The organism is Massilia sp. LXY-6 (genome assembly GCF_051233485.1).
In the GTDB taxonomy this organism is placed as follows: domain Bacteria; phylum Pseudomonadota; class Gammaproteobacteria; order Burkholderiales; family Burkholderiaceae_D; genus Telluria.
On sequence record NZ_JBKFGF010000051.1, the window covers coordinates 73,093 to 95,478 of the forward strand.

21 protein-coding genes and 7 tRNA genes are annotated in these 22,386 nt (G+C 63.2%); 1 reads left to right on the forward strand and 27 read right to left on the reverse strand.

From position 1 onward, the window contains the following. Nucleotides 1-473: 473 nt before the first annotated feature. Complete coding sequence (locus ACI48D_RS21375; RefSeq protein WP_435573266.1) at nucleotides 474-2,957, reverse strand: sensor domain-containing protein; 2,484 nt, start codon at nucleotides 2,955-2,957, stop codon at nucleotides 474-476. A 227-nt stretch (nucleotides 2,958-3,184) separates the two neighbouring features. Further along, a complete protein-coding gene (locus ACI48D_RS21380; RefSeq protein ID WP_435573267.1) occupies nucleotides 3,185-4,924 on the reverse strand; it encodes a glucosamine inositolphosphorylceramide transferase family protein in 1,740 nt (579 codons plus the stop codon). Between the two features lie 740 nt (nucleotides 4,925-5,664). On the opposite strand from ACI48D_RS21380, the gene ACI48D_RS21385 reads away from it, so the two are divergent. Then, nucleotides 5,665-5,736, forward strand: coding sequence for a hypothetical protein (locus tag ACI48D_RS21385; RefSeq protein WP_435573286.1), 72 nt, complete (start codon nucleotides 5,665-5,667; stop codon nucleotides 5,734-5,736). A gap of 87 nt (nucleotides 5,737-5,823) precedes the next feature. Here ACI48D_RS21385 and ACI48D_RS21390 read toward each other — a convergent pair. The 25 genes from ACI48D_RS21390 to ACI48D_RS21510 all read right to left on the reverse strand — a co-directional run. Further along, nucleotides 5,824-5,897: transfer RNA gene (locus tag ACI48D_RS21390), tRNA-Cys, on the reverse strand. 73 nt (nucleotides 5,898-5,970) lie between these two features. Then, nucleotides 5,971-6,046, reverse strand: a tRNA-Gly gene (locus tag ACI48D_RS21395). Nucleotides 6,047-6,073: 27 nt separating this feature from the next. Beyond that, a tRNA-Gly gene (locus tag ACI48D_RS21400) sits at nucleotides 6,074-6,149 on the reverse strand. Between the two features lie 31 nt (nucleotides 6,150-6,180). Next, nucleotides 6,181-6,256, reverse strand: a tRNA-Gly gene (locus ACI48D_RS21405). Nucleotides 6,257-6,309: 53 nt separating this feature from the next. Further along, a tRNA-Gly gene (locus tag ACI48D_RS21410) sits at nucleotides 6,310-6,385 on the reverse strand. A gap of 53 nt (nucleotides 6,386-6,438) precedes the next feature. Continuing rightward, a tRNA-Gly gene (locus ACI48D_RS21415) sits at nucleotides 6,439-6,514 on the reverse strand. A gap of 50 nt (nucleotides 6,515-6,564) precedes the next feature. Continuing rightward, a tRNA-Gly gene (locus ACI48D_RS21420) sits at nucleotides 6,565-6,640 on the reverse strand. 85 nt (nucleotides 6,641-6,725) lie between these two features. Continuing rightward, the gene (pgsA, locus tag ACI48D_RS21425) at nucleotides 6,726-7,307 is read right to left on the reverse strand and encodes a CDP-diacylglycerol--glycerol-3-phosphate 3-phosphatidyltransferase (RefSeq protein ID WP_435573268.1); all 582 of its coding nucleotides are present in this window, start codon (nucleotides 7,305-7,307) and stop codon (nucleotides 6,726-6,728) included. Nucleotides 7,308-7,453: 146 nt separating this feature from the next. Then, on the reverse strand, nucleotides 7,454-9,280 hold the full coding sequence (uvrC, locus tag ACI48D_RS21430) for an excinuclease ABC subunit UvrC (protein ID WP_435573287.1): 1,827 nt from the start codon (nucleotides 9,278-9,280) through the stop codon (nucleotides 7,454-7,456). 316 nt (nucleotides 9,281-9,596) lie between these two features. After that, nucleotides 9,597-10,001: a holo-ACP synthase gene (gene acpS, locus ACI48D_RS21435; RefSeq protein ID WP_435573269.1), complete on the reverse strand. Its 405-nt coding sequence runs from the start codon at nucleotides 9,999-10,001 to the stop codon at nucleotides 9,597-9,599. A gap of 11 nt (nucleotides 10,002-10,012) precedes the next feature. Beyond that, nucleotides 10,013-10,798: a pyridoxine 5'-phosphate synthase gene (pdxJ, locus tag ACI48D_RS21440; RefSeq protein ID WP_435573270.1), complete on the reverse strand. Its 786-nt coding sequence runs from the start codon at nucleotides 10,796-10,798 to the stop codon at nucleotides 10,013-10,015. A 10-nt stretch (nucleotides 10,799-10,808) separates the two neighbouring features. Next, nucleotides 10,809-11,678, reverse strand: coding sequence for a DNA repair protein RecO (gene recO / locus ACI48D_RS21445; RefSeq protein ID WP_435573271.1), 870 nt, complete (start codon nucleotides 11,676-11,678; stop codon nucleotides 10,809-10,811). Between the two features lie 19 nt (nucleotides 11,679-11,697). Next, nucleotides 11,698-12,618, reverse strand: a complete 921-nt coding sequence (era, locus tag ACI48D_RS21450; protein ID WP_435573272.1) for a GTPase Era — start codon at nucleotides 12,616-12,618, stop codon at nucleotides 11,698-11,700. A gap of 34 nt (nucleotides 12,619-12,652) precedes the next feature. After that, entirely contained in the window at nucleotides 12,653-13,462 is an 810-nt protein-coding gene (rnc, locus tag ACI48D_RS21455) for a ribonuclease III (protein WP_435573273.1), read from the reverse strand. 61 nt (nucleotides 13,463-13,523) lie between these two features. Then, the gene (locus ACI48D_RS21460) at nucleotides 13,524-13,913 is read right to left on the reverse strand and encodes a DUF4845 domain-containing protein (RefSeq protein WP_435573274.1); all 390 of its coding nucleotides are present in this window, start codon (nucleotides 13,911-13,913) and stop codon (nucleotides 13,524-13,526) included. 15 nt (nucleotides 13,914-13,928) lie between these two features. Next, entirely contained in the window at nucleotides 13,929-14,846 is a 918-nt protein-coding gene (gene lepB / locus ACI48D_RS21465) for a signal peptidase I (protein ID WP_435573275.1), read from the reverse strand. Between the two features lie 33 nt (nucleotides 14,847-14,879). Beyond that, nucleotides 14,880-16,673, reverse strand: coding sequence for a translation elongation factor 4 (gene lepA / locus ACI48D_RS21470; RefSeq protein WP_435573276.1), 1,794 nt, complete (start codon nucleotides 16,671-16,673; stop codon nucleotides 14,880-14,882). Between the two features lie 187 nt (nucleotides 16,674-16,860). Next, nucleotides 16,861-17,136 (reverse strand): glutaredoxin family protein, encoded by a 276-nt coding sequence (locus tag ACI48D_RS21475; protein ID WP_435573277.1) that lies wholly within the window; start codon nucleotides 17,134-17,136, stop codon nucleotides 16,861-16,863. Between the two features lie 14 nt (nucleotides 17,137-17,150). Next, a complete protein-coding gene (locus tag ACI48D_RS21480) occupies nucleotides 17,151-18,638 on the reverse strand; it encodes a DegQ family serine endoprotease (RefSeq protein WP_435573278.1) in 1,488 nt (495 codons plus the stop codon). Nucleotides 18,639-18,768: 130 nt separating this feature from the next. Then, on the reverse strand, nucleotides 18,769-19,059 hold the full coding sequence (locus tag ACI48D_RS21485) for a sigma-E factor negative regulatory protein (RefSeq protein ID WP_435573279.1): 291 nt from the start codon (nucleotides 19,057-19,059) through the stop codon (nucleotides 18,769-18,771). Between the two features lie 56 nt (nucleotides 19,060-19,115). Beyond that, the gene (gene rpoE / locus ACI48D_RS21490; protein ID WP_435573280.1) at nucleotides 19,116-19,718 is read right to left on the reverse strand and encodes an RNA polymerase sigma factor RpoE; all 603 of its coding nucleotides are present in this window, start codon (nucleotides 19,716-19,718) and stop codon (nucleotides 19,116-19,118) included. Continuing rightward, nucleotides 19,715-20,266, reverse strand: coding sequence for a hypothetical protein (locus ACI48D_RS21495; protein WP_435573281.1), 552 nt, complete (start codon nucleotides 20,264-20,266; stop codon nucleotides 19,715-19,717). Before ACI48D_RS21495 ends, rpoE begins: the two co-directional genes overlap by 4 nt. Nucleotides 20,267-20,389: 123 nt before the next feature. Then, on the reverse strand, nucleotides 20,390-21,634 hold the full coding sequence (gene fabF / locus ACI48D_RS21500; RefSeq protein WP_435573282.1) for a beta-ketoacyl-ACP synthase II: 1,245 nt from the start codon (nucleotides 21,632-21,634) through the stop codon (nucleotides 20,390-20,392). Nucleotides 21,635-21,660: 26 nt separating this feature from the next. After that, nucleotides 21,661-21,900, reverse strand: a complete 240-nt coding sequence (gene acpP / locus ACI48D_RS21505) for an acyl carrier protein (protein ID WP_036168404.1) — start codon at nucleotides 21,898-21,900, stop codon at nucleotides 21,661-21,663. Nucleotides 21,901-22,027: 127 nt separating this feature from the next. Beyond that, on the reverse strand, nucleotides 22,028-22,386 hold a 359-nt coding region (locus ACI48D_RS21510; protein WP_435573283.1), incomplete at its 5' end, for an SDR family oxidoreductase.

A 22,386-nucleotide genomic window follows, 5' to 3' on the forward strand; every position in this document is an offset into this window, starting at 1 on the left:
GCCTCCCCGAGAATTATCTGTTTAACCTTATTCCTCGGCGACGCGTAGTGCGACAAAATTATTTTTATTAAACTGGATATACCAATAAATTTGCTGGCTTTTCTTGTGCGGCAGCTACAGCCGGATCCGCCCATGTTAATTGCATCGACAGGAATCGCCACCGATCACTTTAATGCTCCATTCTTCTCAAGCAAAAAAATTGGGGCAAATATTATTTAATACTCCCGGGCTTTCATCAATTCTTGGTGCCAGCACCCCTATCATTATTCCCGGCCAATGAGTCCGCCAAGATCCGTTTCGCATTCGACATGGCGAGGCAATACGGCGGGGAATTTATTCCTGCGTCGACGCAAATCGCTCTCAAGCAATTGGTGGCGACCCTGTGGCATCCTTCGCGCTTGACCAACGTTAACCGTACAACGCATCAAGCCAAACGACTATGGCCCGAATCTCGAGAGGCCGGTCCCGGAGGCTCAGCCGGCCAGCTCGGCTGCCACCAGGTGATCCATTTCGGCCGCCGGCAGCGGCGGACTGAGCAGATAGCCCTGGCCGCATGTGAAGCCTAGGTGTTTGACGGCTGCAAGCTGGTCGGTCGTTTCAATACCGTCGGCGCAGACCGTGATGTTCACGTCACGCGCGACCCCGACCAGCGCTGACAGGATGGCCGAGTCATTTTCGTCACGCGAAAGGCGGCGCACCAGTTCCTGGCCCGGCTTGACTATATCGAGCGGAAATTTTTGCAATGAAGTCAGGGCTGCCAGCTCGGCGCCGAAATCGTCCAGCCCCAGCCGCACGCCGCGCTTGCGCATATCCCCCAGCGCGTTGGCCGAGAATTTTGGGTCCAGCAACACGCTTTCCCGCATTTCGAGGCGGAGCAGCGAGGCCGGCAGTCCGGTGTCTTCCAGGATCTTATTCAACATCGCCAGGAAGCGCGGATGGCGCACTTGTTTTGACGACACATTGAGCGTCAGCGGTACCACGAGCCCCGCGCGCACCCAGCCGGCCTGGGCCGTACACGCGGTGCGCAGCGCCCATTCTCCGACCGGCAGCATCAGGTTGGCATTTTCCACCTCCTGAATGAAATCGGCGGCAGTCAATAGACCACGGTCCGGGTGACGCCAGCGGATCAGCGCCTCGATGCCGACGATGCGGCCGTTATCCAGATCGTATTGCGGCTGGTAGTGCATGCATAGCTCCTCCTCGCGCAATGCACGCTGCAGCTCACGTTCAAACCGTTTGGCTTCCTGGGCCGCCGTGCCGAGCGCTGCGCGGTACAGCTGGTAGTTCAGGCGGCCCTGGTTCTTGGCTTCGTACAAGGCCAGGTCTGCCAGCTTCATGAGCTGGCCCGGCTCGTACGCATCATCCGGATACAGGGCGATACCCATGCTGGTGCCGCTATAGACTTCCTGGCCGTCCAACTGGTAGGGAAGGCTCAGCTCCGCCACGATTTTGTCGGCCAACACTTCGGCAGCGGCCGCCTCGGCCAGGTGGGTCTGGACGATCACGAACTCGTCGCCGCCAAGACGCGCAACCAGGTCGGTTTCGCGGATGTGGGACTTGAGGCGCCGCGCGACTTCCTTCAGCAGCAGATCGCCGGCGTGGTGGCCGAGGGTGTCATTGATCGACTTGAAGCGGTCAAGGTCGAGCATGTGCACCGCCACCAGATGCCGGTCGCGCTGCGCGTACTTGAGTGCGTCCTTCAGGCGTTCGTTGAAACTGACGCGGTTGGCCAGGCCGGTCAGGGCGTCGTGGCTTGCCAAGTGGTAGGAATACTCGACGGCGCTGCGCAAGGCTTCCTCGGCCTTCTTGCGCGCAGTGACGTCCTCGACGATTGCAAGCACCTGCGGGCCATCGCCGCTGCCGCGCAGCGAGATCGTGACGTTCACCCACAATTGCGAGCGGTCCTTGCGCAGGTAGCGCTGCTCCGCGACCGTCACCGCCTGTTGGCCGGTCAGCAGCCGGTGGAAATTCTGGATTGCCGCCTCCTGGTCGGCCGGATGAGTAATGTCCTGGTTCGACAGGTTTTCCAGCTCGGCCATGGTGTAGCCGAGCATCGCCAGCAGGGTCTTGTTCGCGGCAACGAAGCGGCCATCGGCGGCGCATTCGGCGATCCCGAGCGGCGCATGCTCGAAGGTGGTGCGAAACCGTTCCTCGCTCCGGCGCAGCGCTTCCTCCGCGCGCATGGCGTCGGTAATGTCGACGAACAGAACGATGCCGTACAGCGGCTGGCCGGCATCGTCGCGCAGCATTTTCGCGGTCATGCGGATCCAGCGCGTGCTGCCGTCCTTGCGCAGCAGACGCCGGTCGCGCTGGATTTCGATGGCGCCAGCCAGCAGTTGATCGGTGAACTGGCGGCTGCGCTCGCGCTCGTCGGGCGGGGCAAGCTCGAGATTGCTGCGGCCGACCAGTTCTTGCGGCGCGTAGCCGGCGATCGCCGCGAACGCGTGATTGACATAGGTCCAGTTGCCGTCCAGGTCGACGTGGCCGATGGCGACCGGCGCATTCTCGTACAGCAGGCGGAAACGCTGCTCGCTCTCGCGTAAGCGCGCCTCAGCATGTTTACGGTCGCTGATGTCATGCACGATCATGCTGGCCATTGGCTGGCCGCCGCCGTCCGTGAACAGTCTTGAGGCAACGCGCGCGTCGAAGCATTCGCCGCCACGGCGCACGAAGCGCAGCTCGGCCGTCATCTCCCCGCCGTTTGCGCGCCGCGCAAGCGCCGGCGCCAGGTGGGGATCGCTGCTGTCGAGCAGCTGGCTTACATTGCACGCCAGCAGTTCCGCCGTCGTATAGCCGAACAGTTGGCAGGCGGCCGCGTTGGCGGACAGGATGCGCCCATCCGGCTTTGTCAGGAGCATGGCGTCGGTGCAATGCTCGAATACCGCGCGATAGCGGGCTTCGCTTACCTTGCAGTCAAGGATCTCGTCGTGATCGGAGGGGGCGTTTTCGTCTGGCATATCGAAACCCGGTTCGAACATGCGCACGCACACTGGCGCGATGTCAGGATGGCATATCCTGCCATGATTATCTTGTCAATACAAGATTGGTACAGCTGAATAGCGGCGATCTTGAGTAAGCTGTTCCGCGAGGGCGTGTGTCCAATCGGACCGGCCCCGCGCCGAAACACTGCCTGACCAGGAGAATTTGGAGGCGAGGACGGGAGTCGAACCCGTCTAGACGGCTTTCAATACTCGCGCCAAGGAAATGGGGTCGCGCGTAGCACTGGCGGCAAGCGCGCCCGGACCAATCCCATTTTTGAGCGTAATGTCATCGCATCGGCGCATATCAGGTCGTCGGACAGCGCAAGCGTATGAGCGCGACAATCCCGTTTTCCGCCGTCCGGTTCGATATACCACAGCGGAGTTTCCCGATACGCATGCTCACTGATCATGTCAATGCGGTTGACGCAAATGGCGCGGCCATAAGCGCCGCTGCAATCCTGCGAAGGGCGATACCAGTGTCCGTCGTGCTCGAAGATTCTACCGGCCGGGCGTGCGCGCCGGGCGTCTGTGACGATTGGATTGGCCGGATGCGCGACCCATTGCGTGCTCAGCAGGGAATCGGACCAGTAGAGAAAAAGCTCATCTACAGTCGAACAGCCGTCCTGCTCCATCATATTCACAAAAAGCCAGTACTTGCCGTTATGGCGCCAGAGAGTCGGATCGACGACGATCACGTTCTCCATCAGGTTCATGACCCACACCCATTGATCAGGGAACCGGGTGCAACGGTAAATCTCTACGCTCCTGCTCTGGTGGCTTTCGGGAATCATGAACAGTTCGCCATCATCTTCGAAGACGAATGGGTATGACAAATGATGCGGTTTCTCGAGCACTTTTACTGGAGGAAGAGAGGGGGTGCCGTCTTTGTCAAACTCGATCACGGAGATATGCCCGTTTTTCTTTGCATATTCAAGCTCCTCGATGAACACTGCACGCCTGCCGCGGTAACGGACGACGCACGGGTCCGCCCAGAACCGGTCTTTGGGCGGCATGAGCGGCTTGAGACCCTGCACGATCGATGGCAACGAGGCCATTCCGCCAGAGCGATACAGCAGGAACCACTGCTCCCTGAACAAGAGCCGGCTCACACCAGCCGACAGCAGACGACGCAACAGACTGCCCAGCAAAGCGACAGGAACGTTGTCACGCTGCCAGGCAGGACAGCTAGCCGGCGCCTGTACCTGGTCGGGATTGCGCTCGACGTGCTCGGCAATAAACGCGGCTGGCCCCACTTGTGCCAACCGCCGCAACAGGCGTGGGAAAAAGGACGCACCTTTCCAGCAGCAGCGATTGACAGTCCGATAAAGCGATAGCCGATTGGTGGCGGACCAGGAACGATAAATCCCCACCTCGTGCAGGGTCCCGCCGACCATCCTGCGCATATAGACGACCGCGGGGACGACGCGCCTGTCCAGTAGCACCTCCGAGAGTCCCTGCTCCTCCGCGCTGCATGCTGGATGCTCGCCGATCCGGAGTGCCCAGACGCCGCATGGCGCCATGCGCGTGATCTCGGGTGCCGGTTCGGTAGCGCCAAGCTGCAGCAACACCGTTGGACTGTGGCGGGCGATTTCGTCGTACACAGGTTTGCCGGTCGCGGGCGCCCTCCCCGCGTGTGACCGGAGCAATGGGATACCGTCGAGGAGGCGGGATGCATCTACCTGCCGAAACGCGTCGGCTTCCATTATGAACACGCGTTTGTCCACCTTTTTCCATATGTCGAACAGCAGCGAGCCGGCGTTGCCCGGACCGAGGCGCTTGCCGGATGCCTGGCGCGGGGCACGCACGCCACGCTCCCTGCGACCGTCAGCGATCACCAGGACGGTGCTGATGCCAGGCACACGCAAGACGAGTTCGATTACACGGTACTGCCAGGCCGGCATGACCAGGTCATCGATCAGCAAGCCAACACGGACGGAATCCACGAGCATCTCCTGCCTTGGTCAGCGCGGCACCAGCGGGTACGCATACGGGGTGTACCAGTGGGAACCGCTTCGTATCGCAATCCGGCTGAACGCGTCCTCGATCACACCTAATCCTGCTATTTTCCTGAAGTACCCGTGCCCGTGGAAGCGCACAACTTGCACGTCCGTGAAGCCGACACGGCGTATGCTCTCCAGCACGCTATCGGTGGCACGGCACCAGTCATCGTGGGCAGGGAACATGGGGGATGGTTCTCCGGAGCTGGTCAAACGTGCGTCGAACGCACGCGGGAGCCAGTCCGGACAACGGTCCAGTTCGCGCTGCGAGATAGCGTTGACGGTGTTGTGCAGGCCGATTCATGTACCTCCTCAGGTGTCAGCGAGGGCGCACGTCCGCCACCGATTTCAAGGAACGAACAGCAGCGTTACGTCCGGATCAGGGCGATGATAGTTTCTTTTGTAGTGTTCGATCGCCCGAGTGTATCAGTTATCGTGCACATGGCCGGTGATGAACGCCGCGAGCGAGCTCTGGCGCAAATCTGCGGCTGGGCTAGAATGGTGAACCCTGCCCGGCATGCGTAATTGTCCCAGCAAGAGCGACCTGTTCAAGGGCCGCCACGTCGAGCAGGAACCCATCATTCTCTGCGTATGTTGGTACCTGCCTGCACCGGGTGCAGCCGTATGCTCCAGAGTCCGACACGCGCTGGCGCCGCTTTTCAGCGCAGGCCGGTAGGTGCTGGCGTGTGGACGAGATCTACGTCAGGCTTCGTGGCCAATCGGCTTATCTCTACCGGGCGGTCGACGCGGCAATTTAGCCGTCTACGGGTGCGGGTGCACCGCAAATTCCATGCGGTGCCCAACCGGGCTGAACAGGGAGTGAAACGCTGTCCTACTGGGGAATTTGGAGGCGAGGACGGGAGTCGAACCCGTCTAGACGGCTTTGCAGGCCGCTGCATAACCGCTTTGCTACCTCGCCCGAGGAGACTTGACGATGACGAGGGGCCGGTTATCTGCCACAACGCCACGGGAAGACGGGCTTCCCTGAATTCTGGAGCGGGAGAAGAGTCTCGAACTCTCGACCTCAACCTTGGCAAGGTTGCGCTCTACCAACTGAGCTACTCCCGCATGGAGTCCTGCTGTTCGTGAATCACTTGGAGCGGGAGAAGAGTCTCGAACTCTCGACCTCAACCTTGGCAAGGTTGCGCTCTACCAACTGAGCTACTCCCGCTTAGGAGTTCATCACATGATGCGTAAAACACTGGAGCGGGAGAAGAGTCTCGAACTCTCGACCTCAACCTTGGCAAGGTTGCGCTCTACCAACTGAGCTACTCCCGCATGGAGTCTTACTTTTACTGCTTACCGCTGCTCCGGCATCGACTTGCGTCGACTGGAGCGGGAGAAGAGTCTCGAACTCTCGACCTCAACCTTGGCAAGGTTGCGCTCTACCAACTGAGCTACTCCCGCATGGAGTCTTACTTTTACTGCTTACCGCTGCTCCGGCATCGACTTGCGTCGACTGGAGCGGGAGAAGAGTCTCGAACTCTCGACCTCAACCTTGGCAAGGTTGCGCTCTACCAACTGAGCTACTCCCGCGTCGCTGGAACTTGCGATTATAACTTATTGCATTCAACACTAGCAAACTTTGGAGCGGGAGAAGAGTCTCGAACTCTCGACCTCAACCTTGGCAAGGTTGCGCTCTACCAACTGAGCTACTCCCGCTTCGTTTCGTTTGCTGCAATGTCTCGCAACAGGCAGGCATTATAGAGATGCTGAGCTATGTGTCAAGGATGACCCAACAGAAATCTTATACCGCGCCCGACTTTTCCTTGATCAGCGGCCAAGCGCGGCGCAGATAGTAGAACATCGACCAGACCGTCAGCACGCCTGCGATCCACAGCAGGATCTCCCCCGCGATGTGCATGTCGAGCACCGTGAACAGCGGATCGTGGAACAGCAGCATCGGGATGGCGACCATCTGCACCGCCGTCTTGATCTTGCCGAGCGAGCTCACCGCCACCGACTTGCGCGCGCCGATCTCCGCCATCCATTCACGCAGGGCCGAAATGGTGATCTCGCGGCCGACGATGATGAAGGCGAGGACTGCATTCACGCGTCCCAGCTGCACCAGCACCAGCAGCGCGCCCGCCACCATCAGCTTGTCGGCCACCGGGTCGAGGAAGGCGCCGAAGGCCGAGGTCTGGTTCCAGCGCCGCGCCAGGTAGCCGTCGAACCAGTCGGTGATGGCGGCGACGATGAAGACCAGGGTCGCGGCCAGGTTGCGGTCGGAGAGTGGCAGCCAGGGCGTGGGCAGGTAATAGACGCCGACGACCAGCGGAATGAGTGCAACGCGTAACCAGGTCAGGAGGATCGGGATGTTGAAGGGCATAGAGCGTGTTTCTGTGAGATGGCGCCGCTAGTCTACATGGCTCTTGCCATTTGAACCAGTTCAACTCATCGGTCGTGGATGAAACCCTTGAACGTCGTCCCGGCCCTCGCGGGACGACGGTGAAGCACGGGGAGCGACGGCGAAGCTTAGTGGAGCTGCCGGTAGATCTCTTCCGCCAGCGTGCTCGAAATGCCCTCGACCGACATCAGGTCTTCGACGCTGGCATCGATCACGCCGCGCAGGCCGCCGAAGCGCGCCAGCAGCTTCTGGCGGCGCTTGGCGCCGATGCCTTCGATCTCCTCCAGGCGCGAGGCCTGGCGCGTTTTGGCGCGCTTGGCCCGCATGCCGGTGATGGCGAAGCGGTGCGCCTCGTCGCGGATCATCGCCACCAGCATCAGCGCCGCCGATTCCTTGCCCAGCTCCTGCGGCGCGCGGCCGTCGGCGAAGATCAGGGTCTCGAGGCCGACCCGGCGCCCCTCCCCTTTCGCCACGCCGACGATCGAGCTCACGTCCAGGCCCAGCTCGGAGAACACCTGGCGCGCCATCTCGACCTGGCCCTTGCCGCCGTCGATCAGGGCGATGTCCGGCATCACACCCTCGCCGCCCGCCACCTTCTCGTAACGCCGCATCAGGACCTGGCGCATGGCGGCGTAGTCGTCGCCGGGCGTGATGTCGTTGATGTTGTAGCGCCGGTATTCGCCGTTCTGCATCTGGTGATGGTGGAACACCACGCACGAGGCCTGGGTCGCTTCGCCGGCCGTGTGGCTGATGTCGAAGCACTCGATGCGCAGCGTTTCCAGCTCCTCGCTGTCCAGTCCCAGCACCTCGGCCAGCGCGCGCGTGCGCGCCTGCTGCGAGCCCTGCTCCGACAGCAGGCGAGCCAGCGAGATCTCGGCATTCTTCTGCGCCAGTTCGAGCCACTGGCGGCGCTGCCCCTGCGGCTGGAACACCAGGTTGATGCGGTGCCCGCACTGCTCGGTCAGGGCATTCACCAGCTCCGGCATGTCGAAGAAGGTGTTCAGGATGAAGGTGCCGGGGATGAACTTGTCGGCGTAGTGCTGGGCCAGGAAGGCGGCCAGCACCTCGACCTCGATCGGGCTTTCTTCGACGGGGTTGCCCAATGCGTCGCCGACCTGGGTCGGGAAGTAGGCGCGGTCGCCCAGGTGGCGGCCGCCGCGCACCATCGCCAGGTTGACGCACGCGCGCCCGCCCTGCACCACCACCGCGATGATGTCGACGTCGGCGTCGCCGGTGGTTTCCATGCTCTGCGCGTGCAGTACCTTCGACAGCGCCTGGATCTGGTTGCGCACGCTGGCCGCCTGCTCGAACTTCAGGTTTTCGGCAAAGCCGAGCATCTTCGCGTTCAGGTCTTCCAGCACCTCGGTCTGGCGCCCGCGCAGGAATTTCGCGGCGTTGTCGACGTCGCGCTTGTAGTCTTCCGGGGCGATCAGGTCGACGCAGGGACCGCTGCAGCGGCCGATCTGGTGCAGCAGGCAGGGCCGCGTGCGGTTGTGGAACACGCTGTCTTCGCAGGTGCGCAGTTTGAACACCTTCTGCAGCAGCTGCATCGATTCCTTGACCGCCCAGGCGCTCGGGAAGGGACCGAAGTACTGGTTCTTCTTGTCCAGCGCGCCGCGGTAGTAGGCCATGCGGGGGGCGTCTCCGCCCGTGATCTTCAGGTAGGGATAGGACTTATCGTCGCGGAACAGGATGTTGTAGCGCGGCTTGAGGGTCTTGATCAGGTTGTTTTCCAGGATCAGGGCCTCGGCCTCGCTGTGCGTCACCGTGGTTTCCAGGCGCGCGATCTGCGACACCATCATCGCGATGCGCGGGCTCGACAGATTCTTCTGGAAGTAGCTGGAGACGCGGTTCTTCAGGTTGCGCGCCTTGCCGACGTAGAGGACCTTGTCCTCGGCGTCGAAGTAGCGGTACACGCCGGGCAGGCCGGGCAGCTTGGCGACCGTCGCCAGCACCTGCTCGCGGGTTTCGAGGCCCGGCTTCACGCCCTGCGTCGCATCCTTCGTCAGCGTGGCGTTGAGTTCTTCCTTCATCGCCTGCCAGGCGTCCGGGCGCGCGCGCGGTGCCCCCTCCGGCTGGCCCTCGGCCTTGGCGCGGTTGCTGGCGGCGCGGGTGCGTTTGGACGGTGCGACGGGGGCCGGGGCCGGCATGGCGGCGCCACCGGCGGCCACATAGGCGACGTGCGCCTCGTGGACTTCCTGCGTCACTTCGGGAGCCGCCGGAAGATCCGGCTGCTCATTTGATCGAACTTCCTTGGTCACTTGGGTCCTGCTAGATAGGTTCGGGCGCCTGGGTCACGATCACGAAGGCCACGCCGTAGTCGGCTTCGTCGCTGATCGTCACCTGCGCCGTGAGGCGGTTCTCCCGCATGAATTCCTCGAGCGCGCCGCTGCAGACGATGACCGGCTTGCCGCTGGGCGCGTTGAGCATCTGGGCCGAGCGCCAGGTCATGGGGATGCGCATGCCCAGCCCGATCGCCTTCGAGAACGCTTCCTTGGCCGAAAAGCGCGTGGCCAGGAAGCGCAGCCCGCGCACCTCGTTGTTGGCGCGGCGGGCATGGTATTTGGCGAGTTCCTGCGGTCCGAGGATCTTCTCGGCGAAGCGCTCGCCGTTGCGCGCGAGGGCGGCCTCGACGCGCGAGATCTGGACGATGTCGGTGCCGATCCCGTAGATCATGAGGTCCCCTGTCAGGTCTCCGACGACGGATTGCCGAGCGCGACCCCGAGGCGGGCATCGACCATGATCGCCTTCATCTCGCGCACCGCGTGCTCCCAGCCGACGAACAGGGCGTGCGCGACGATCGCGTGGCCGATGTTCAGCTCGTGGATCTCGGGGATGGCGGCGATCGGCTGCACGTTGGTGTAGTGCAGGCCGTGGCCGGCGTTCACGCGCAGGCCATGCTTGACGCCGGCGCGCACGCCCAGCTTGATACGGGCCAGCTCACGCGCGACTTCTTCTTCGTCCTCGGCCTCCGCATAGCGGCCGGTGTGCAGCTCGATCACCGGCGCGCCGACCGCCGCCGCCGCGGCGATCTGCTGTTCGTCGGCGTCGATGAACAGCGAGACGCGGATGCCCTCGCCAGCCAGCTGCGTCACCGCGGCTTCCACTTCCTTGTAGTAGCGGATCACGTCCAGTCCGCCCTCGGTGGTTACCTCTTCACGGCGCTCGGGCACCAGGCAGACGTCCTGCGGCCGGACCTGACAGGCGAAGTCGATCATCTCGCGGGTGACGGCGGCTTCGAGGTTCATGCGCGTCAGCAGCTGCGGGCGGATCGCCAGCACGTCGGCATCCTTGATGTGGCGGCGGTCTTCGCGCAGGTGCAGCGTGATCAGGTCGGCGCCGGCCTGCTCGGCCAGCAGGGCCGCGCGCAGCGGATCCGGATAGACGGTCCCGCGCGCGTTGCGGACGGTGGCGATGTGGTCGATGTTCACGCCCAGGTCGATGACCGGGCCGGCGGGTTGCAGGAAGCTCATAATATTTTTCTTAAAGCTGCATCAGGTCTATCAAAATCTGGCGCGTATTCAGCGGCGCGCCACCGAGGTGGTAGGCCAGCAGGAAACGCATCAGCTGCTTGCTCTGCGCCTGCGTCTGCGGGTCGACGTAGTGTTCGTTCTCCATGTCGATCAGGGTCTTGCCGGTCACGACGGGCCAGGTATCCCCCATCCGCGCCATGCGTGCGCCGCGCTCCGGGTCGACCACGTACAGCTCGCCCGGCTCGACCCGCGCGCGGGTGCCGGTGTCGCGCGTCAGGTCGGCGGCAACCCCGGTCTCCTTAAGTAAGGCCCGTTCGAACTTTCGCAAGACGATCTGCGCCGGTTCATTGTGCGCCAATTCGTTGAGCGTCGCCACGTAATGGTCGAACAGCTTCGGATGCGGGTCGTCGCGCGCCAGCAGCTTGACCAGCAGTTCGTTCAGATAAAAGCCGCACAGCAGCGCAGTCTTCTCGATCGGCAGCATGCCGCCGACCCAGTCGGCGTCGATCAGGGTGCGCAGCTCGGACTTGCCGGAGAAGGAAATCGACAGCGGCTGGAAGGTCTGCAGCACCCCGCGCAGCTTGGACAGCGGACGCTTGGCCCCTTTCGCGACCACGCCGATGCGCCCATGGTCGCGGGTGAACATGTCGACGATGAGGCTGGTTTCCTTGTAGGGATAGCTGTGCAGCACGAAGCCGGGCTGGCCGAGCACGCGGGTATCGCGGGCCGGGGTGCGCCGGCGTTCGGCTTTTGCGGGCGCAGGTGCGGATACGGGCGCGGGTGCAGGGGGCGCCGCGACGGCGGACCGCACGGCATACGGCGCCGCAGCTTCCTGCGCCTGGTCGGGGCGCTTGTTTTCCTGGTCGTCCTGGCCGGGCATGCGGGCGGGCGCCGGTAGCTTATTCGTAGCCGTAGGCGCGCAGGCCGGCTTCGTTGTCGGCCCAGCCCGACTTCACCTTGACCCAGATTTCCAGGTACACGGGGCCGCCGAACAGTTTTTCCATGTCCAGGCGCGACTGGGTCGAGATCTCTTTCAGGCGTGCGCCTTTGTTACCGATGAGCATCGCCTTGTGCGTATCGCGCTCGACCAGGATGGCGGCGAAGATGCGGCGCAGGTTGCCTTCCTGCTCGAATTGTTCGATCAGCACCGTGCTGGTGTAGGGCAACTCGTCGCCCACCAGGCGGAACACCTTCTCGCGGACGATCTCGGCGGCCAGGAATTTCTCGCTGCGGTCGGTGATGTCGTCCGGGCCGAACACCGGCGGATTCTCCGGCAGGTGGCGGCGGATTTCCTTTTCCAGCGCGTCGACCTGGAAGCGCAGCTTGGCCGACACCGGCACCACGGCCGTGAAATCGCGCAGGCCGGCCACCTTGGCCGCGAACGGCATCAGCTCGGCCTTGTCCTTCATGCGGTCGGACTTGTTGATCACCAGGATCACCGGCACGTTCTTCGGCAGCAGGTCCAGCACCTGCTGGTCGGCCGGGCCGAAAGTGCCCGCTTCGACCAGGAACAGGATCACGTCGGACGCGGTGAGCGTGTTCGAGACCGTCTTGTTGAGGGTCTTGTTCAGGGCATTCGCGTGGCGGGTCTGGAAGCCCGGGGTGTCGACGTAGATGAACTGGGCGTCGTCGCGGGTCTGGATGCCGGTGATGCGGTGGCGCGTGGTCTGGGCCTTGCGCGAGGTGATCGACACTTTCGCGCCGATCAGCACGTTCATCAGCGTCGATTTGCCCACGTTGGGGCGGCCGACGATGGCGATGTAGCCACAGCGGAAATCCGCCTCCTGCTTGTTGTCGCCTTGGGTGGTGTCGATGTTCATGCTGCGTTCCTGGTTGATTCTTTCAATGCATCTTTCAATGCCGGGGCTGGTCGGCGCCCTGGGCCGTGCTCGGGTTGGCGCCCTGCTCCGCGCTCTGGTCCGTCGCGATGCCGGCCAGCTTCAGCTGGGCCGAACGGGGACGGCTCTTGCGCGCGTTGCCCGGGCTCTTCTGCACCGCCTGTTCGGCGACCTCGAGGGCCAGGCGAGCGGCCGCCTGCTCGCCGGCACGGCGGCTGCCGCCGCGCCCGAACACCTGGATGCCGAGCTTGGGCACCAGGCACTCGATCTCGAATTCCTGGCTGTGGGCGGCGCCGTGGGTCGCCACCACGTTATAGGTCGGCAGCGCGATCTTTTTGCTCTGCAAGAATTCCTGCAGCAGGGTCTTCGCATCCTTGCCGAGGGTGCGCGGGTCGACCGAGTCCAGCAGCGGAATGTAGAAGGCACGGATCACGTCGCGCGCGCTGTCGAAGCCGCTGTCGAGGAAAATCGCACCCAGCAGGGCTTCCAGGGTATCGGCCAGGATCGAAGGACGGCGGAAGCCGCCCGACTTGAGTTCGCCTTCGCCGAGGCGCAGGAACTGCGACAGCTCGAGCTTCTGGGCGATCTCGTACAGCGACTGCTGCTTGACGAGGTTGGCGCGCAGGCGCGACAGGTCGCCCTCGGGCAAGTCCTTGAAGCGCTCGTACAGCACCGAGGCGACCACGCAGTTGAGGATCGAATCTCCGAGGAACTCGAGGCGTTCGTTATGCAGGCTGCTGTGGCTACGGTGGGTCAGCGCCTGCTGGAGCAGGCTGGGGTCCCGGAACGTATAACCGAGGCGAGTTTGCAATAACTGAAGATTCATTGTCGTTTCATTTTGCTTGAGCCCGACACGCCGGACTCTCGCCCCGCGCCAGCCCGGCTTGTTACTTGGTGGCCTTGGCAGCCACGTCTCCGCTCGGATCGGTGGTGCCGGCGTAGTCGATCAGGAGGCTGACGTTGCCCGCCAGCGGAATCCGTTTCTCGTAGGCGAAGCTGATGTCGGCCTCGCCGTTGTCGCGGGTAATCACCAGGTCGCGACTGGAGATCACGGTGATGTTGTTGATCTCCGCATTCCGTTCGAAGGCCTGCTGCATCTCGCGATTGCTGCCGCCGGTGGCCTTCGCCACCACGATGGCCTGCTTGATCGAGCGGTATTCGGCCCAGGCCGGGAATACCCGCATCGCCACCAGCGCCGCCGCGCCCAGCACCACCAGCACTACGACCAGGCCGGACAGCGAAACGCCGGCCTCCCTACCCTTTACTGCACATCGCATCCGCGCCTCCGCCTGTCAGTGGATACCGCCGATGCGCTTCGGGTTACTGAAGTTCATCCAAACAAGCACAGCCTTGCCGACGATGTTCTGGTCCGGCACGAAGCCCCAGTAACGGCTGTCTGCACTGTTGTCGCGGTTATCGCCCATCATGAAATAATTGCCTTCCGGTACGATACAGGTAAATTTATCGTAGGAATAGGTGCAATTTTCGTGATGGGGGAAGTCCGGATCGACCGCAGCCAAGTTGATCGTGCGCTGCCCATCCATGTTCAGGATACGGTGCGGCGCGTTCGGGAGCTTCTCCACGAACTGCTTGTGGTACACCGGACGCTCGTCGTCGAGGTAATCGTCCATCGGTTCGTACTGGACCGGAACCCCGTTGACCGTCAGGCGCTTGTTATCGTAAACGATTTTATCACCCGGCACGCCGATGACGCGCTTGATGTAATCCTGGCTCATGTCTTTCGGGTACTTGAAGACCATGACGTCGCCGCGCTGGGGGGTGCCGACGTCGACGATCTTCTTGTTGATCACCGGGAGACGGATGCCGTAGTCGAACTTGTTCACCAGGATCAGGTCACCCACCAGCAGGGTCGGCACCATCGAGGACGACGGAATCTTGAACGGCTCGAACAGGAAGGAGCGCAGGAAGAACACCAGTGCGATCACCGGGAAGAAACTGCCCGAGTACTCGACCCAGGTCGGCTGGCGCAGGATCGACGCTTCGAGCGCCGCGCGGTTGCCGTTGTCGACCTTGATGCCGTCGGCGGTCAGCTTGGACCGGTGCGCATCGTATTCGGCCAGGGCCGCATCCGCCTTCGCGCGGCGCTGCTTGGACAGCACGAACACGTCGAGGAACCAGATGACACCCGTGACCACCATGGCCACGAACAGGATCAGTGCAAAATTTCCGAGGATCGGCTGCAGATTCATCGCTAGTTATTCTTTCCTGTCTGCTTGTTCAGCTTATTTGTCTTCGACCTGCAGGATCGCCAGGAAGGCTTCCTGCGGAATCTCCACCGAGCCCACCTGCTTCATGCGCTTCTTGCCGGCCTTCTGCTTCTCGAGCAGCTTTTTCTTGCGGCTGATGTCGCCGCCGTAACACTTCGCCAGCACGTTCTTGCGCAGCGCCTTGACGTTTTCGCGCGAGATGATGGTCGCGCCGATCGCGGCCTGGATCGCCACGTCGAACATCTGGCGCGGGATCAGTTCGCGCATCTTGGCGGCCACCTGGCGTCCGCGGTAAGGCGCGTTGGCGCGGTGCACGATGATCGCCAGCGCATCGACTTTTTCGCTGTTGATCAGCATGTCGACCTTGACCACGTCGGCGGCGCGGTACTCCTTGAACTCGTAGTCCATCGAGGCATAGCCGCGCGAGGTCGACTTCAGGCGGTCGAAGAAGTCCAGCACGATCTCGGCCATCGGGATTTCGTAGTGCAGCTTGACCTGGCGGCCGTGGTAGGCCATGTCCATCTGGACCCCGCGCTTGCCGTTACACAGGGTCATCACCGAACCCACGTATTCCTGCGGCATGTAGAGGTTGACGTCGACGATGGGCTCGCGCACTTCGTTGATCTTGGACGGCTCCGGCATCTTCGACGGATTGTCGACGCGGATCACCGAACCGTCGCGCATCTCGACCTCGTACACCACGGTCGGCGCCGTCGTGATCAGGTCCATGTCGAATTCGCGCTCCAGGCGTTCCTGCACGATTTCCATGTGCAGCAGGCCCAGGAAACCGCAGCGGAAGCCGAAGCCCAGCGCCTGCGACACTTCCGGCTCGTACATCAGGGCGGCGTCGTTCAGCTTCAGCTTTTCCAGCGAGTCGCGCAGCGCGTCGTACTGGTTGGCCTCGACCGGGAACAGGCCGGCAAACACCTGCGGCTGGACTTCCTTGAAGCCGGGCAGCGGCGCCGGTGCCGGGCGGTTCGCCAGGGTCACGGTATCGCCCACCTTGGCGGCGGTCAGTTCCTTGATGCCGGCGATGATGAAGCCCACCTGGCCGGCCGACAGTTCCGGCAGCGAGACCGAGCGCGGCGTGAAGACGCCGATGTTCTCGACCAGGTTCACGGATTCGGTCGCCATCAGGAGGATCTTGTCCTTCGGGCGCAGGGTGCCGTTGACTACGCGCACCAGCATGACGACGCCGACATACGGGTCGTACCAGGAGTCGACGATCAGGGCCTGCAGCGGGGCGTCGGGGTCGCCTTCGGGCGGCGGCACCTTGGCGATCAGGGTTTCCAGCACGTCTTCCACGCCCAGGCCGGTCTTGGCCGAGCAGGTGGTGGCGTCGGACGCGTCGATGCCGATCACGTCCTCGATTTCCTTCTTGGCGTTGTCCGGATCGGCGTGCGGCAGGTCGATCTTGTTCAGGATCGGCACGACTTCCACGCCCAGGTCGAGCGCGGTGTAGCAGTTGGCGACCGTTTGCGCCTCCACGCCCTGGGAGGCGTCGACCACCAGCAGCGCGCCTTCGCAGGCGGACAGCGAGCGCGAGACTTCGTAGGAGAAGTCGACGTGGCCCGGGGTGTCGATCAGGTTCAGGTTGTAGGTCTGGCCGTCGCGCGCCTTGTACTGCAGCGCCGCGGTCTGGGCCTTGATGGTGATGCCGCGCTCGCGCTCCAGGTCCATCGAGTCGAGCACCTGCGCGTCCATTTCACGTTCCGACAGGCCGCCGCACAGCTGGATGATGCGGTCAGCCAGCGTCGATTTGCCGTGATCGATGTGGGCGATGATGGAAAAATTACGTATGTTTTTCATTAACAAACTCAAGACCAAAAAGAGCGGCATGCAAGCATGCGCGGCAATACGAAAAAAGCGCTTCGGCGGGGTTCAATGCCGTCCCCGGGCGAGCGCTTTCATCAAGCGTAAGAATCCAAGCCGTGCATTTTACCGGATTTCGGGTCAGAAAGCCCGGTTTCTGGGGCGGCGGCCCCAGATCGAGGCGCTAGGCGGGAAGCGCCAGCCCCAGGTGGCGCCGCAGTGCGGCTTCATCGAGGAAATAGTGGCACAACTCGGGTCCGAGCGGATCGGCGCCGACCAGCACCGGCACCAGTTCGTCGTAGCGCGCCGCCAGGCCCGGATCGGCATCCGGGTTGGTGTCGATATCGATCACGCGGACCTCGAAGGCCAGCCCTTCGCGCGCCATGAAGGCGCGCAGGGCCGCCAGCATGTCCTCGCACAGGTGGCAGTAGCTGCGCGAGTACAAAGTAAAGTGCGTCATGCCGGCCGGGCGCCTTATTGACGCGGCTTGATCACGACGTAGCGCGTGACGTTCTCGCGCCGCACCAGCAGGGCCACGGTCTTCTTCGGATCGAGCTTGGTGACCAGGCTGTTGAACTGGGCTGCGCTGCTGACTTCGGCGTTATTGATCTGCAGGATCAGGTCGCCCTGCTCGATGCCGGCGGTGGCGGCGCGGCCGTCCACGAAGTCGACCAGCACGCCGGACTCGATCTTCAGCTCGCGCTTCTGGGCCGGGGTCAGGTCCGACACCTGCAGCCCGAGGGCGTTGGTGGATTGCTCCGGCGCCTTCTTCTTCGGCTGGTTGCGCGCGCCGGCCGGCTGCTCGTCCTTCAGTTCGGCGATGGTGACCGGCAGGTCGAGCTGGGTGCCGCGGCGGAACACGGTAACGGAGCCGCGGCTGCCGACCGCGGTGCCGCCGACCAGGCGCGGCAGGTCCGAGCTCTTCTCGACGTCCTTGCCGTTGAATTTCAGGATGATGTCGCCGACCTTGATGCCGGCCTTCTCGGCCGGTCCGCCCGGCTCGACCATCGCGACCTCGGCACCGTGCGCGCGGCCCATGCCCAGCGATTCGGCGACGTCGCGCGTGACTTCGGAAATCTGCACGCCCAAGCGCCCGCGCGTGACCTTGCCGGTCTTCTTGATCTGGTCGGCCACCCGCATCACTTCATCGATCGGCACCGCGAAGGAAATGCCGTTGTAGGCGCCGGACAGGGTCGCGATCTGCGAGTTGATGCCGATGACTTCGCCGCGCATATTGATCAGCGGACCGCCGGAGTTGCCGGGGTTGACCGCGACGTCGCTCTGGATCAGCGGCAGGTATTCGCCGGTGTCGCGCGCCTTGGCGGAGATGATGCCGGCGGTGACCGTGTTTTCGAGGTTGAACGGCGAGCCGATCGCGATCACCCATTCGCCCACGCGGATGCGGTTGGAATCGCCGATCCGCAGCGATGGCAGGTTTTTCGCCTCGACCTTCAGCAGGGCGACGTCGCTGCGCTTGTCGGCCCCGAGCACCTTGGCCTTGAATTCGCGGCGGTCGGTCAGGGTGACCGTGACCTCGTCCGCGCCCTCGACCACGTGGGCGTTGGTCATCACGTAACCGTCGTCCGAAATGATGAAGCCGGAGCCGACGCCGCGCTGCACTTCCTCTTCCTGGGGCTGCTGCGGCGTGCCACGGCCGCCGCGGCCGCCGCGCGGCGGAATCTGGCCGCCGAAGAAGCGGCGCAGGAATTCCTGCATCTCCTCGTCCGGCCCGCCCTGCCCGAGCTTCACCCGCTCGGTGGTGCGGATGTTGACGACCGCCGGGCCGACCCGGTCGACCAGGTCGGTGAAATCGGGCAGGCCGGTGACCGGCGGGGTCACCACGGGGGCGGCGGCAGAGGCGGCCGCGGCCGCAGGCGCGGCCTGGGCCGCCGGGGAGAACATCAGGCTCGCGCCCGCAAACATGAGGGCCGACAGGATCGTGCTTCCAGTTTTGCTTGTCATGGGATCGATGGGTGTTCAGGCTTGAATTAATGTAATGGTAAGCCAAAATACCAACGTTGTCGCCACGGTACAGGCCCATGGGTGCGGCGTGCGCGGCGCGGCGGCGGGCCGCGGCCGGCACGATCCGGGATCAGCGTGGCCCGGCGACGGCGGTACTGGCCGCGGGTTCGGCGGTGCCGGCCGCGCGCTTGCTCGGCAGCGGCTCGGCCGCGAGGCGCGCGGCAAGGCGCTCCGCGAAGCCGGGCGACAGCTCCGCGGTGGCCTCGGCGCGCAGGATGTCGCCGACGTGGTGGTAGATGTCCCAGGCCTGCTCGCCCTCCGGCCCTGCGAGCGCGGCCATGGCCAGTTCCTGGTCGGCCTCGGGGGTCTCGCCGTCCATCAGGGCAGAGATGTATTCGCGGTTTTTTTTGTTCGTGTCCATCTTGGTTCCATCACGTCGGTCTCGAATCCTCGTTTTACCTGGTCGTTTGTCGTCAGCTACCGACGTTTGTCAGCTGGAATATCGAGCAAGGGCCGCAATTTCTCGGCAATCACCTCGCGCGCCCGGAAAATCCGGCTGCGCACTGTACCGATTGGACAGGCCATCACTTCGGAGATTTCCTCGTAGCTCAAGCCTTCGATTTCGCGCAGGACGATCGCGGTCCGCAACTCCAGCGGCAACGCTTCCATCGCGGCATTGACCGTGTACGCGATCTGCTTGCTGGCTAAAACGGACTCCGGTGTATTAATGTCTCGCAAGCTGTCCGCGTCGTCAAATCCTTCCGCACGCTCGGCATCGGCTTCCGTCGAGGTCGGTGCCCGGCGACCTTGCGTGACGAGAAAATTCTTTGCCGTGTTAATGCCGATCCTGTACAGCCAGGTATAAAACGCGGAATCTCCACGGAAATGGCGCAGCGCACGGAATGCCTTGATGAAGGTTTCCTGCACCACGTCTTCCGCTTCCGCCGGATCGTGGACGAGGCGCGACACCAGGCGCATCAGGCGGCGCTGGTATTTCGACACCAGCAGATCGAACGCCCGGCGATCGCCAGCCTGGACACGCTCAACCAGCAGTTGATCACACTCGCGTTCGGTCGTCACTGAACGTCCTTGTTGCTTAAGAGTTGGCTCACTGCAATAAGTTCATCGTTGTCGCCGCACGCGGCCCGCTTGACGCCGCGCCGCCCGAGCGCCAGCACGGCAACCGCCAGCACCCGCCAGGCGCCCGGCTCGACACTGTCGCGCCACACGGGCAGGACGTGCACGCAGGCCCGATCGTCCCGCAAGCGCAGCAGCATCAGCGGCGGCCAGACGACGGATCCCGGCAACAGGACCACGCCGGCCACGTCATTCGCGGCGCCCGCACGCCCGGCAGGGCTCCGCTTGCGCAGTCCTTGTTGTACCGTCAGGACCAGGCCACCGGTTCCAGAAATATCAAGCCGGTGCGTCTTTGCCCTGCCCGACCCCGCATGCATCAGTACGGCACCGGCGCCGGCCAGCAAACCCGCCTGGAGGAAGCCGGCGTGGAAGCGTACGGACGCGAATACGCCCACCGCGAGAGCGGCGGCGAACAGGGCCAGGCCGGCGCCGATGAGCAGGCAACGGTGGATGCGCGACGGCCTGACGATGGCGGAAACCGCTATCGGCATGGGCGATATGAATGAATGGGAACAGAGGACGCGTAGCCGAAGCCGAAACTAAGGCCGCAAAAGACAAAACGCCCATTCCTTGGACCGGAATGGGCGTTCTTGGTTCAGGCTCGGTGGAGTCGATCAGACCTTGGCGAAGACCAGGGTGCCGTTGGTGCCGCCGAAACCGAAGGAGTTTTTCACCGCGTAGTCGATCTTCATGTCCCGCGCCGTGTTGGCGCAGAAGTCCAGATCGCATTCCGGATCCTGGTTGAAGATGTTGATCGTCGGCGGCGATACCTGCTTATGGATCGCCAGCACGGTGAACACGGACTCGAGGCCGCCGGCGCCGCCCAGCAGGTGGCCGGTCATCGACTTGGTCGAATTGACCACCAGCTTGCCGGCATGGCCACCGAACGTACGCTTGATGCCCTTCACTTCGGCGACGTCGCCGACCGGGGTCGAGGTGCCGTGCGCGTTCACGTACTGCACCTGGTCCGGGTTGATGCCGGCGTAATTCATTGCCGACACCATGCAGCGCGAGGCGCCGCTGCCATCTTCGAGCGGAGCCGTGATGTGGTTGGCGTCCGCGCTCATACCGAAGCCGACGACTTCCGCATAGATCTTCGCGCCACGGGCCTTGGCGTGCTCGTACTCTTCGAGCACCATCACGCCGGCACCCTCGCCCAGCACGAAGCCGTCGCGGTCGCGGTCCCAGGGACGCGAAGCCGTGGCCGGATCGTCGTTGCGCGACGACAGCGCACGCGCCGAGGCGAAGCCACCCAGGCCCAGCGGCGAGACGGTCGACTCGGCGCCGCCGGCGATCATCACGTCGGCATCGCCATACTCGATCAGGCGCGCCGCCGCGCCGATGCAGTGCAGGCCGGTGGTGCAGGCGGTGACGATCGCCAGGTTCGGGCCGCGCAGGCCGAACTTGATCGACAGGTCGCCCGAGATCATGTTGATGATCGAGGCCGGCACGAAGAACGGCGAGATGCGGCGCGGTCCGCGAGCGGCGTACTCTTCCTTGGTCGCTTCGATCATCGGCAGACCGCCGATGCCCGAACCCACCATGACGCCGATGCGGTCGGCGTTCTGCTCGGTGACTTCGAGGCCCGAATCCTGTAACGCCTGGATACCCGCGGCCATGCCGAAATGGATAAAGGTATCCATGTGGCGGCCTTCCTTGCCGGGCAGGTAGTCCTCGACGTTGAAGTTCTTCACTTCGCCCGCGAAACGGGTCGAAAATTGCGAGGCGTCGAAACGGGTGATATCGGCGATCCCCGATTTGCCCGCCAGGGCGCTCTCCCACGCTTCGGCAATGGTGTTACCGATCGGGGAAATGCAACCCAGGCCAGTTACGACGACACGACGGTTGCGTGAACTCAAGCGTTTCTCCTGAATTACTTAAAAGCTTAGGCCTTGACGTGCGCTTGTGCGTACTCGATGGCTTGACGAACGGTGGTGATCTTCTCAGCCTGCTCGTCAGGGATTTCCATTTCGAATTCGTCTTCCAGGGCCATCACCAGTTCAACGGTGTCCAGGGAATCTGCGCCGAGGTCGTCAACGAACGAGGAATCGATTTTGATGTCTGCTTCCGCAACGCCCAGTTGCTCAGCGACGATTTTTTTAACGCGTTGTTCGATATCCGACATGTTATGGCTCCATTAGGTATGTGTTGCGGAAAGTGCGCGCATTTTATCAGGGTTTGCGCGTTGAAAAACTATTTTCAGCGTTTGATGCTAATTCGTCTGAAACTACTGCTAAAAGATGAGATCTGGCTTAGTTCATGTACATGCCGCCATTCACGTGCAGGGTCGTGCCCGTGATGTAGGCGGCTTGCGGACCGGCCAGGAAGGCCACCGCGTGTGCGATATCTTCCGGCTGGCCCAGGCGGCCCAGCGGAATCTGGGTCAGCAGGGCCTCGTGCTGTCCCTCGCCCAGCGACTTGGTCATGTCGGTATCGATGAAGCCCGGCGCCACGCTGTTGACAGTGATGTTGCGGCTGCCGATCTCGCGCGCCAGCGCGCGGCCCATGCCTTCCACGCCGGCCTTGGCAGCCGCGTAGTTCATCTGGCCCGGGTTGCCGCTCGATGCCACCACCGAGGTGATGTTGATGATACGCCCCTGCTTCGCCTTCA